The 11,680-nt window shown below is 61.8% G+C and carries 10 protein-coding genes and 2 tRNA genes; 1 reads left to right on the top strand and 11 read right to left on the bottom strand.

The annotated features are described in order from the left end of the window. Window positions 1-10: 10 nt before the first annotated feature. From ABOA88_RS21945 to phnN, 9 genes are all read right to left on the bottom strand, one after another. Window positions 11-1,798, bottom strand: a complete 1,788-nt coding sequence (locus ABOA88_RS21945; RefSeq protein WP_196168945.1) for a GMC family oxidoreductase — start codon at window positions 1,796-1,798, stop codon at window positions 11-13. 1 nt (window position 1,799) lies between these two features. Beyond that, window positions 1,800-2,558 carry a gluconate 2-dehydrogenase subunit 3 family protein gene (locus ABOA88_RS21950; RefSeq protein ID WP_367851221.1) on the bottom strand — a complete coding sequence of 253 codons (759 nt, stop codon included), beginning with the start codon at window positions 2,556-2,558 and terminating at the stop codon, window positions 1,800-1,802. Window positions 2,559-2,701: 143 nt separating this feature from the next. Further along, the gene (locus ABOA88_RS21955) at window positions 2,702-3,688 is read right to left on the bottom strand and encodes a 2-hydroxyacid dehydrogenase (protein WP_367851220.1); all 987 of its coding nucleotides are present in this window, start codon (window positions 3,686-3,688) and stop codon (window positions 2,702-2,704) included. A 9-nt stretch (window positions 3,689-3,697) separates the two neighbouring features. Then, window positions 3,698-4,975 carry an MFS transporter gene (locus ABOA88_RS21960; protein WP_196168942.1) on the bottom strand — a complete coding sequence of 426 codons (1,278 nt, stop codon included), beginning with the start codon at window positions 4,973-4,975 and terminating at the stop codon, window positions 3,698-3,700. A 65-nt stretch (window positions 4,976-5,040) separates the two neighbouring features. Then, the gene (locus ABOA88_RS21965; RefSeq protein WP_196168941.1) at window positions 5,041-5,994 is read right to left on the bottom strand and encodes a sugar kinase; all 954 of its coding nucleotides are present in this window, start codon (window positions 5,992-5,994) and stop codon (window positions 5,041-5,043) included. Next, entirely contained in the window at window positions 5,987-6,757 is a 771-nt protein-coding gene (locus tag ABOA88_RS21970) for an AP endonuclease (RefSeq protein WP_196168940.1), read from the bottom strand. Before ABOA88_RS21970 ends, ABOA88_RS21965 begins: the two co-directional genes overlap by 8 nt. Before the next feature lie 82 nt (window positions 6,758-6,839). Further along, window positions 6,840-7,853 carry a LacI family DNA-binding transcriptional regulator gene (locus tag ABOA88_RS21975; RefSeq protein WP_196169148.1) on the bottom strand — a complete coding sequence of 338 codons (1,014 nt, stop codon included), beginning with the start codon at window positions 7,851-7,853 and terminating at the stop codon, window positions 6,840-6,842. Between the two features lie 171 nt (window positions 7,854-8,024). Next, window positions 8,025-8,099, bottom strand: a tRNA-Arg gene (locus ABOA88_RS21980). Window positions 8,100-8,292: 193 nt separating this feature from the next. Further along, on the bottom strand, window positions 8,293-8,892 hold the full coding sequence (gene phnN / locus ABOA88_RS21985) for a phosphonate metabolism protein/1,5-bisphosphokinase (PRPP-forming) PhnN (protein WP_367851219.1): 600 nt from the start codon (window positions 8,890-8,892) through the stop codon (window positions 8,293-8,295). 345 nt (window positions 8,893-9,237) lie between these two features. Here phnN and ABOA88_RS21990 point away from each other — a divergent pair, with 345 nt between their 5' ends. Next, window positions 9,238-9,564: an Arc family DNA-binding protein gene (locus ABOA88_RS21990; protein WP_003254499.1), complete on the top strand. Its 327-nt coding sequence runs from the start codon at window positions 9,238-9,240 to the stop codon at window positions 9,562-9,564. A 67-nt stretch (window positions 9,565-9,631) separates the two neighbouring features. Here ABOA88_RS21990 and mgtE read toward each other — a convergent pair whose 3' ends face one another. Both mgtE and ABOA88_RS22000 read right to left on the bottom strand, forming a co-directional pair. Continuing rightward, window positions 9,632-11,074 (bottom strand): magnesium transporter, encoded by a 1,443-nt coding sequence (gene mgtE / locus ABOA88_RS21995; protein ID WP_043210979.1) that lies wholly within the window; start codon window positions 11,072-11,074, stop codon window positions 9,632-9,634. A 401-nt stretch (window positions 11,075-11,475) separates the two neighbouring features. Beyond that, a tRNA-Arg gene (locus ABOA88_RS22000) sits at window positions 11,476-11,552 on the bottom strand. Window positions 11,553-11,680: the final 128 nt, after the last annotated feature.

The following is an 11,680-nucleotide window of genomic DNA, read 5'->3' on the forward strand; positions in this document are numbered from 1 at the left end:
GGTCGGCCTCCTATGCCTGCACCAGCGGGCCGGGGTTTTTCAGGTACTGCTCGCGAATCGCCCGCGCCGACCAGTACGTCAGCGCCGCTACCAGCCCGGTGGGGTTGTAGCCCAGCCCTTGTGGGAAGGCCGAAGCGCCTGGGACAAACACGTTGTGGACATCCCAGCTTTGCAGGTACCGATTGATCGCGCTGGTCTTCGGATCGGTGCCCATGATCGCCCCGCCATTCAAATGAGTGGTCTGGTACACCGTGGCGTCGAAATGCTGACCGAACGCCTTCATCGACGCAGTGATCGCCTTGGGCCCCATGGCCTCGGCGATCTTGCGCATGCGCTCGACCATGAAGCGGTTCATCTTCACGTCGTTGTCCTTCCAGTCGAAGGTCATGCGCAACAGCGGCTGGCCGTAGGCGTCCTTGTACACCGGGTCCAGATCCAGGTAGTTGTCGCGGTAGGACTGATGCGCACCATGGGCATCCATCGACAGCATGTGGCTGTAGCTATCGGCCACTGCGGCTTTCCAGGCGCTGCCCCATTTGGGCGTGCCCGGCGGCACCTTGGTACCGGAGATGGGTTTGGTCCCGGCCTGGTTGACCCAGAACGGCGAGCCGCCCACGAACCCTTCAGGGCCGTGGTCGAAGTTGTCGGCATTGAAATCGTCCACCGCCACGCCATTGCCCCCGGCGCCGATGAATGGGTTGGTGTGGTGGCTGTTCTTGTCGAAGAACGCCGTCACGGTGGAGAGGTTCTGGAAGGCGAAGTTGCGCCCCACGACGCCTTCATTGCGGATCGGATCGTAGGGCTTGCCGATGCCCGAGAGCAGCATCAGGCGCACATTGTTGAACTGGAACGCACCGAGGATCACCAGGTCTGCCGGTTGCTCCACTTCACGGCCCTGGGCATCGACGTAGGTCACGCCGGTGGCGAGGTTCTTCTCGGCATTGAGATTCACCCGCAGCACATGGGCATTGTTGCGCAGCTCGAAGTTCGGCACCTGGCGCAGGGCCGGCAGAATGTTCACGTTGGGCGATGCCTTGGAGTACATGTAGCAGGCGTAGCCACTGCAGAATCCGCAGAAGTTGCACGGCCCCATCTGCGCTCCGTAAGGGTTGGTGTAAGGCCCGGAGGTGTTGGCCGAGGGCAGGTTGTAAGGGTGGTAGCCCACTTCCCGGGCAGCCTTCTCGAACAGTTGCGCCGACACGGTGTTCTTCTGCGCCGGCAGCGGGAAGTCATCGGAGCGGTCCGCAGCGAACGGGTTGCCGCCTCTGTCACGGCCCACCACCTGGCCCTTGATCGACCAGGCGGTGCCGGAAGTGCCGAAGACCTTTTCGGCGAAATCGAAGTACGGCTCGAGCTCTTCGTAGCTGACGCCAAAGTCCTGGATGGTCATGCCCTCGGGGATGAAGGCCTTACCATAGCGCTCCTCGTAGTGGCTGCGCATGCGCAGTTCCATCGGGTCGACCCGAAAGTGCACGCCCGACCAGTGCAGCCCTGCCCCACCAGTGCCTGTGCCAGGCAGGAAAGCGCCAAACTGGCGGTACGGCACGGCAAGGTCGTTCACGCTGTGGCGCAAGGTCACGGTCTCGCGAGAGATGTCCATGAACAGTTTCTTGCGCGAGTTGTAGGTCAGCTCGTCCATGGTCTGCGGATAGACCCCGTCCGGGTAGGTGTCACGGGCAGGGCCTCGCTCCAGCGCCACCACCTGCAGACCTGCCTCGGTCAGCTCCTTGGCCATGATCGCGCCGGTCCAGCCGAACCCGACGATGACTGCATCGACTTTCTTCATCACTTGGGCCATCTCAACCTCGCTCGCCACTGATCGATACCGGTGGGAAGGGGTAACGCTCATCGCGCTCCACCCAATCCATGAAATCGGCGCGCGCGCCAGGGAAGCCGATCAGCTTCCAGCCGGCCAGCCCTTGGTTGCCACCGTGCAGTGGGTCACTGAAGAAGCCTTCGCGGGTATTGAGCCAGAGCATGGCGAAGAAGGTCACTGCCGGTACCGACGCAAGGGCTGCCTCGCCGCTGTCCAACGCCTCGAGGGCTTGCTGCTGTTGGGCCGGGCCCAGCTCGGTGAACGGTTTGCCCCATTGCGCCTGGCACCAGGCGTCGGTCTCCTGGATACCCAGGCGATAGATTTCCTGAGGGCTGAGCTTGAGCTGGTAGCCCAGTTCGGCCGGGGCATCCGGGCGGAAGGGCCCCTGCATGTACCAAAGGCCACCGCTGCCATAGCGGGTATTGAGCTGACGGTCGATGAACTCCGGCACGCCGGCTTCGACGGCGCCCGGGCCGAGTGCGTCGGATGGAATCAGCACGGCCACGGCGGCGCTGATGAAGGCCCACTCCTCGGCAGTGAAGAAGGTCGGCTGATAGGCACGCGCCCTGCCCTGTTCAGGGGCTGCGGCAGGTGAGGAATCGGATGCAGGTTTGGCGGTTTCAGCGAGCACCACGCCCCCCAAGCCGGTGCTGGCGAAGGTCGCCACCGGGATGAGCGTCAGGGATTTTCGCAAGAACTCGCGCCGCGCCGGTTGTGCGAAGGCAGGTTCGTCGTTGGACATGGCTCAGGTCTCTTCTTCAATAGGTCAATCAGGTCGTGCAAGGCATACGCTCCGTTGGTCGGGGCTGTTGTTTTGGGTAAAGCATAGACATCGGGGCTGTACCGACGCCCTCGCAGGCAAGCCTGCGAGGGGGCACCGCGGGATTACCCTGCCCGGCGCTCCCAGGCCTGGGGGTTGACCAGGTTCGCCGGACGCTCACCTGCCAATGCCGCGAGCAGGTTGTCCACCGCACAGCGCGCCATGGCTTCACGGGTCTCTTCGGTGGCCGAGCCGATGTGCGGGGTCACCACCAGGTTGTCCAGTTGCAACAGCGGCGAGTTCACCGGCAACGGCTCCTGCACGAAGACATCCAGCCCGGCACCGCGAATGCGCCGCTCACGCAAGGCCTGCAACACGGCAGGCTCGTCCAGCACGCGACCACGGGAGATGTTCACCAGGATCGCCGAAGGCTTCATCAAGGCCAGTTCAGGGGCACCGATGAGGTTCTCGGTTTGCGCGCTCAGGGGCACGCACAGGCAGACGAAATCCGACTCGGCCAACAAGGCCTGAAGACTGCGATGACGTGCCTCGTAGCGCGCCTCCACCTCGGGGCGCGGCTGGCGGGTGTGATACAGCACCTGCATGCCAAAACCGGCATGGGCCCGGCGCGCCAAGGCCTCGCCGATACGGCCCATGCCGATGATACCGAGGGTCTTGCCATGCACGTCGCAGCCAAACTGCGCAGGGCCTATCCCGGCGCGCCAGTGGCCGTCGCGGATCCAGCCGTCCAGCTCCACCACCCGCCGGGCACAGGCCAGCAACAGGGCGAAGCCGGTGTCGGCGGTGGTCTCGGTGAGCACGTCGGGGGTGTTGGTCAGCAAGACACCGCGCCGGTCCAGCTCACCGATGTCGTAGTTGTCCACACCCACCGAAACGCTGGAGACCACCTCCAGTTCTGGTGCCAGGTCGAGCAGTTCGCCGCCCAGGCGCAGGCTCGCACCCAGCAAGCCGTGGGCGCCTGGCAGTGCCGCGCGCAGACGGGCCAGGCCATCGGCCGCGGGCGCCTCGACCAGCGTCACCTCGGTATGGGCCTGCAGACGCTGCATGAGCTGGTCGGACAGGCGTTTGTAGAGGACGATGCGTTTCTTCATGGTCTGATCCTATTGACTGGGCGCCAGGTGCGGGCGCTGCACCTGTTGCGAAGGGTTGAGAACGGCGGTCAGGGCCACAGCCACCAACAGTGCGCCGCACATGAACAGGTAGGAGGCACCAGGGCCACCCGTGGCGCCGTTGAGGTAGCCCACCAGCCACGAGCCGGAGAACGAGCCCAAGGCCCCCATGCTGTTGATCAGGGCCATGGCACCGCCGGCGACATTGCGCGGCAGCAGTTCCGGGACGATGGCGAAGAACGGGCCATAGGGGGCGTACATGCAGGCACCGGCAATCACCAGCAACGTGTAGGACCACCAGAAGTGCTCAGTGCCCAGAACGTAGGAGCCATAGAACGCCAATGCAGCTATCAGCAATGGCGGCCAGACGAAGCGTTTGCGCTTTTGCATCCGGTCCGAGGCCCAGGACACGCCCAGCATGGCCAGCACCGCCCCCAGGTAGGGCACTGCCGACAGCCAACCCGCAGTGACGATGTCCAGCGCAGCTGCCTGCTTGAGAATCGACGGCAGCCAGAGCACGAAGCCATAGACCCCGATGCTCCAGCAGAAGTATTGCAACGACAGGATAATCACCTTGGGAGAACGGAAGGCTTCGCGGTAGTTCTTCACCGGCTTGATGCCCTGTTGCTCGGCGGCCAGGGCCTCGCGCAGCGCTGCCTTGTCTTGCGCGGCCAGCCACTTGGCCTGTTCTGGGCGGTCATCCACCAAGCGCCACCAGATGAAGGCCCAGAGTACGGCGGGCAACCCTTCGATGATGAACATCCAGCGCCAGTCGAAGTGCTTGACCAGGTAACCGGAAACCACGGACATCCAGAGGATGGTCACCGGGTTGCCGAGGATCAGGAAGGTATTGGCCCGCGAGCGCTCGGCCCGGGTGAACCAGTGGCACAGGTAGATCAGCATGGCCGGCATCACCGCCGCTTCGACCACCCCCAACAGAAAGCGGATGCCGATCAGCAGGTAGACGTCCTGAACCATGCCCGTGAGCGTCGCCAGCCCACCCCAGAGGATCAGGCTGACGAAGATGAGTTTCTTCACGCTGCGCTTTTCGGCATAGATGGCGCCGGGAACCTGGAAGAAGAAATAACCGAGGAAGAACAGCGCCCCCAGCAACGACGACAGGGCCGGGGTGATGTGCAAGTCATCGGCCATGCCTGAGGCCGCCGCGAAACCGTAGTTGGCGCGGTCGAGGTAGGCGAGGCTGTAGGTGATGAAGACGATCGGCATGATGTACCACCAACGCCGTGGAGCAATTCGGTCGATCTGCATGGTGTGTCTCCTGAGCTTTTTGTTCTTGTTGCAACAGGTGCCGGCCAGGCCGGCAGATTCGGTCGTCATGCGCTCGCGCGCGTCTCGAAATGGTCCAGCTCGAAGCGTTGCGGCAGCCCTTCCATATCCCCGCGCGATTGCACAGCCCGGCTGCCACACCAATTGCCGCGCGTCACGGCGTGGCGAAGGTCGTGGCCTTCGAGCAAGGCGCTGATCACGCCGACGGCAAAGGCATCGCCCGCCCCCACCGTATCCACCACCTGGGCCACCGGATGCGGCGCTACCATGCCCTCGGCGCCCTGGGCATCGCGGTAGTACGCGCCTTGTGCCCCAAGCTTGATCGCCACCCGCTGCACACCCTGCTCCAAGTAGAAACCGGCGATGGCCTCGGGTGATTGCCTGCCGGTCAGCAGACGCCCCTCCTCCAGGCCCGGTAGCACCCAGTCGGCCTTGATCGCCAGGGCATTGATCTCCTGCACCATGGTCTGCGGGTTCGGCCACAGCGACGGGCGTAGGTTCGGGTCGAAGGACACACTCCGCCCACAGGCACGCATGGCATCCAGCAAGCTGTGGGAAAGTTCACGGCAAGATGCCGACAAGGCTGGTGGGATACCCGTGGCATGGAGGTGTCGCGCTTTGAGCAGGCTTGGCCGTAGCACAGCGGGTGACAGGTGACTGGCCGCAGAGCCACGACGGAAATACTCCACCTGCGGATCTCGCCCGTCGTCGCAGCGGGCCTTGAGTTGAAAACCTGTCGGATGTTCAGGGTCGATTTCGACGCCGTCACAGCTCAGCCCCTCACGGCGCAGGCTGGCGAGCACGAAGGCGCCGAGAGAGTCGGCGCCCACCCGGCTTAGCCAGTTCACCTGCAAACCCAGGCGGGCCAGGCCGATGGCCACATTGCTGTCAGCCCCGGCGATACGCTTGGCAAATCCCTCGACCTGGGCCAGCTCGCCACACTGCTCGGCCACGAACATGGCCATGGTTTCGCCGAAGCAGAGCACGTCTTGCTCAGCCATGGCACACCTCCGCCTCGAGTCCGGCCAGTTGCACGACCTGCTCACGCGTGAACGCCAACAAATCGTCACTCACCAGGGGGTACTCGATAGCACGCGGCACGCCCGGGGCAAAGCAGGCCATCAGCTCACGCCAATGGGCCAGATCGCTCGCTTGCGGAGGGATCGCCGCCCTGCGGCCATCGGTGCGGCGCTCCACGGCCTTGCAATGCACGTAACGCACCCAGGGCCCCAAGGCCCGCGCCGCCTGCAGAGGGGACTCGTCCTGCCAGTACCAGTTACCAATGTCGAAGGTCATGCCAGGCGCCAGGCCTAGGTTCGCAGCTCGCTGAAAGAAGCCCAGCAAAGGTTGCAGACGCCCGCCTTGAACGGTCTGGTCGTTCTCCACGTACAGGGCTGTCCCCTGCCCCAGCAATGGACGCAAGGCCTGGAGGTCGCAACTCTCGCGATAGTGGCCGAGAGAGACCTTCAAGGCTACAGCGCCAACCTCGCTGGCCAATTGCAGCCGTCCCGCCACTTGCGGCTCCAAACTGCCATCCTCGCGCCACAGTTCCAGCGGTGTGGAGAACAAGCTTTCCAGGCCCAGCGCCGTACTGGCACTGGCAAGTTCGGCGGCGTCAGGCCATGCCTCGAACAACTCCTCGCGCCACTCCACGCGACACGCACCGGCCGCAGCCAGCAGGGGGAGGTAAGCGAGCTGACCATGGTGGCGTACGGTATCGGCGCCGAAGCTCGACAGGCTGATGGAAACAGGGTTCGCGTGCATCGTTGTAGTCCTTGTTCTTGTCGAATGAAACCGGTTTCATTTCCAGGTAAAAAACAGCGCGACACGCAGGCCGCGCTGTTTTTCAATCAATGGGTCGGCTGGAACCTCGAACGATGAGTTCAGCGCGAAGGTCCAGGCGCCGGGCGGGTAATCGACTGCCTTGCATGCGCTCCAGCAGGCACTGGAACGCGGCTGCGCCGATACGCTCGGTGGGTTGGGCCAGGGCAGTGATGCCGCCTCCAACCAACGGGTACCAGTCCAGATCATCGAGGGCGACCAGGCCCAGATTGTGGAACGGATGCTCGGCCCGTCGGTGCAGATGCCGCATGACTTCAAGGGTAGCCACCCCGTTGCAGCTGAACAGCGCCTGTGGGCCATGGCCTGCGCCCGCCAGAAACCCTGCCAACTGCTCCGGCAAGCGACTGCTCACTTCCAGGACCTGCCCGCGCAAGCCGGGCCTGCGTGCGATGGACGCCAGGAAGGCAGACACCCGCTCCTGGCGCGAACTGGTGCCATCGAGGGGTTCGGTGACCGCCATGATGTCGCGATAACCCTGCCGCTGCAGGTGCTCCAACGCTTGTTCGACGGCGTCGGCGTTGTCCAGCCCCACCAGGTCAGTCTGCAGCTCGGCCAGTTGCCGGTCCACCAATACCATCGGCAGTTCACGGCCCAAGCTGGCCAACTCGCCCGCATGGTGGCCAAGGGTGTTCACGATCAGGCCATCGACGTTATATGACTGCAGCGCCTGCAAGTGCAGGCACTCCTGTTCGTCATCGCAGTCGGTGTTGCACACCACCAGGCTGTAGCCATGCTGGCGGCAAGCCAGTTCGACGCCATGCATTACCGCCACGGAATAAGGGTTGCGGATATCGGCCAGCAGCATGCCGATCAGACCGGTACGGCCCCGCTTGAGCGCACTGGCCATGCGGTTGGGGCGATAACCGAGCCGCTCGATCACCGCCTCGATACGCTGGGCAGTGGCATCGGCGAGCAATTGCCGGTCGCCGCCGATGTAGCGCGAAACCGTGGCCTTGGAAACGCCGGCAGCCTGGGCTACCTCGCTGATGGTGACCCGCCCACGGGCAGGCGCATGCATCTTGTTCACCCTATGACCTTCTTGTCTGTACTTATGGGTAGGGTCATGAAAACGGTTTCAATAAATCAGGGATAAGGAATTCCGTCAATCGAAAATCCCAAGGGGGACTGATTGCTTGAGGATCGGTGATCAGAAACGGAGGACGAAAAGGTAATGGGCATTACCGGAAGATGGCGTCCCCGGCAGGAATCGAACCTGCATCAAGGCCTTAGGAGGGCCCCGTTCTATCCATTAAACTACGAGGACGGATAGCTGGACTCCCACTCGGGGGAGCTCCATTTAAGACGCTTCGCAGCAGCCAGTCTGGTGCGCGAAGGCGGCGAGCATCTTAACCAGCGCTCAACCGTTTGTCATGCCTGAATCGGCTTTTTAGCCGTAGCCCTTTTCAGCAACGAAAGGCTGACAGGCCCTCAGGATCGCCCCCTCCAAGCCGACCACGCTAGAGCGCCGGCTGCGCGATCACGCCCTCATCGACCAACAAGCGCAGCAAGGCCTCGACGGTATTGGCCAAGGACGTCGAGTTGTCCAGCACGTGCACGTCAGGGTCATCACCGGCCTGCAACAAGGCATTGCGCGCCAGACGCTGCTCGACCTGTTCAACTGACTCCCGCCCTCTGGCCAGCAGACGCTCACGCAGCACCTGGGGCGCCACTTCCAGGCGAATGGCCAGCAGGTGTGGATACCGCCGACGCGCTTCTGGCAGATACCCCCGGGATCCATTGACCAGGACATGGCGACCACTGGACAGCCATTCATTCACCTGCACCGGAATCCCGTATTGCAGGCTGTTGGCCTGCCAATGCATGGCAAACGCCCCATCTTCGCGCATCTGCTCGAACACCTCGGGGCTGACGCCATGGGCCGCCTCCCCCCTGGACTCGGCTGATCGGGTGATGACGCGCCTGGCGACTTCGACGCCGTTTTCCAGTAATAACGCCCGGGCAGCATCAATAAGGGAATCTTTTCCCGAACCAGACGGTCCTATCAGAAATATCAGGCGACCTCCCAGCCGGGATGTACCGCTTGCATCATGTCGCATAGCCACTATGCTCAAACGAGGGAACCTGCGTATTTTAAGGATTTTCTATGACCATTGCTGATTTTTGACAGATTTTGGCGGCAAAAAACTGACAGCCGCGCGCGTCGAAAAAAGCAAAACTTTTCAAACCAGTACTCATTTCTGATAATTGGTACTGGCAAAAAGCCTTTATTCGGATCACTATTTGTCACAGAATTGACGCCAATGAAACGGCGGTCATAGGGCAAGATGAGCACCCAGATTGAGAACACGGTTGAACATTTTGTCACCGCCACGGTCGTAGCCACCACCGTGCGGCCAATTTGAGAACCGCTTCCCCTGAACTAGAAAAACCGGTCAATGTATATGCGCCCAATGAAACAGGCTATCTATTCAAGCCGCACCGCTGACAAGTTCGTCGTCCGCCTGCCAGACGGAATGCGTGAGCGCATTGCCGAGGTAGCGCGCAACCACCACCGCAGCATGAACTCCGAGATCATCGCACGCCTGGAACAAAGCCTTATCCAGGAAGGTGCGCTGGGTGACGAGCTGAGCATGCGCCTGGACAGCCCCGAGCTGAGCCTGCATGAGCGAGAGCTGCTGCAACGCTTCCGCCAACTCTCCCACCGCCAGCAGAACGCGCTGGTCGCCCTCATCGCTCACGATGTGGAAATGGCTGCAGACGCTTCCTGAGTTTTTGCACCACCCATGAAAAAGCCAGCTCAACGCTGGCTTTTTTATTCCCGATGTAGCCGGCTGCTCAGAGCAGGAACAAGGTGGCCAACCCCAGGAAGATGAAGAAACCACCACTGTCGGTCACGGCAGTGATCATGACGCTCGACCCCATCGCCGGGTCGCGCCCCAGGCGGGTCAGGGTCATCGGAATCAGCACCCCCATCAACGCAGCCAGCAACAGGTTCAGCGTCATCGCGCCGGTCATCACCAACCCCAGCGACCAACTGCCATAGAGCCAGAAGGCCACTGCACCTATCACCCCACCCCAGATCAAGCCATTGAGCAGCGAAACCGCCAGCTCCTTGCGCATCAGGCGGCCGGTGTTACCCGGCGAGACTTGGTCCAGTGCCATGGCACGTACGATCATGGTGATCGTCTGGTTACCAGAGTTGCCACCGATACCCGCAACGATCGGCATCAAGGCGGCAAGTGCGACCAACTTCTCGATGGAACCTTCGAACAGGCCAATAACCCGCGAAGCCACGAAGGCGGTGATCAGGTTAATGGCCAGCCATGCCCAGCGGTTGCGCAGCGAACGCCAGACCGAGGCGAAGATGTCTTCTTCTTCGCGCAGACCCGCCATGTTGAGCACTTCGCTCTCACTCTCCTCGCGGATGAGGTCGACCATTTCATCGATGGTCAGACGACCGATCAAACGGTCACTTTTGTCTACCACCGGCGCGGAAATCAAGTCGTACCGTTCGAAGGCCTGGGCGGCGTCATAGGCATCTTCCTCGGGATGGAAGGTCACCGGGTCATTGGCCATGACCTCCGCGACTTTCTTTTCAGGGTCGTTGACCAACAGGCGCTTGATCGGCAGCACGCCCTTGAGGATACCGTCGTAGTCGACCACGAACAGTTTGTCGGTATGGCCAGGCAGCTCCTTGAGCCGGCGCAGATAACGCAACACCACTTCCAGGCTGACGTCTTCGCGGATGGTCACCATCTCAAAGTCCATCAGCGCACCGACCTGCTCCTCGTCGTAGCTCAGGGCCGAGCGTACGCGCTCACGCTGCTGAGCATCGAGGCTCTCCATCAGCTCGTGGACAACATCTCGCGGCAACTCCGGCGCCAGGTCGGCCAGTTCGTCCGCATCCATCTCCTTGGCGGCTGCGAGCAGCTCGTGATCGTCCATGTCGGCGATCAAGGTCTGGCGTACGGCGTCGGAGACTTCGAGCAAGATGTCGCCGTCACGCTCAGAGCGCACCAGCTGCCATACCGTCAGACGGTCTTCCAGCGGAAGAGCTTCAAGAATATAGGCGATGTCGGCGGGGTGCAGATCGTCAAGCTTGCGCTGCAGCTCGACCAGGTTCTGACGGTGGACAAGGTTTTCCACCAGATCGTGGTGGTGACCTTCCTGACGGTGCGTCAGGTCCTCGACCACCCGTTGGCGCTGCAACAGTTCGATCACCTGGGCCAGGCGATCCTGCAGGCTCTCTTGGGCTTTCTTTACTTCTACTTCGGTCATAGGCGAACTCCACTCCCAGCAGCGGAGCACGCCGGGAGAATCAATCGGTCAGATCTAGCTTGGTAAATCGTGTTATCGAGTAACTACTGGGTAAGTCCATGGTGGTATTCCACTAGCCCCGGCGGGGCTGACGGGCGCAATCATACACTGCATCAGCTGTCAGATCGCTTAAAATTTTGGCCAGAACAATCGTTTGCGCGGTAAAGCTACGACAACGCTCGAAACCAACAGTGCGACGGCGGCAAAAAAGAAAAAAGCACATACGACAGAATGTGTCAGACCTGTGCAACACCTGTTCTTGAGGGCATCGCACCTGAAATGAGCTTAGTTCGACATTGCTGACAATTCAGCGACACGGAAAAACAAAAAGCCCGCTCTAATCGAGCGGGCTTCTTGATGTGTGGCGGACTCAGGAGGATTCGAACCTCCGACCGCTCGGTTCGTAGCCGAGTACTCTATCCAGCTGAGCTATGAGTCCGTAGGGTGGTATTTTTTGACCAGATTACCACTGGTTTCTGAAGCTGCCTTGACTGGCAAAACCGCCTCAAAAGTGGCGGACTCAGGAGGATTCGAACCTCCGACCGCTCGGTTCGTAGCCGAGTACTC

It is taken from the genome of Pseudomonas sp. PKS, from assembly GCF_051913525.1.
Lineage (GTDB): Bacteria > Pseudomonadota > Gammaproteobacteria > Pseudomonadales > Pseudomonadaceae > Aquipseudomonas > Aquipseudomonas guariconensis_D.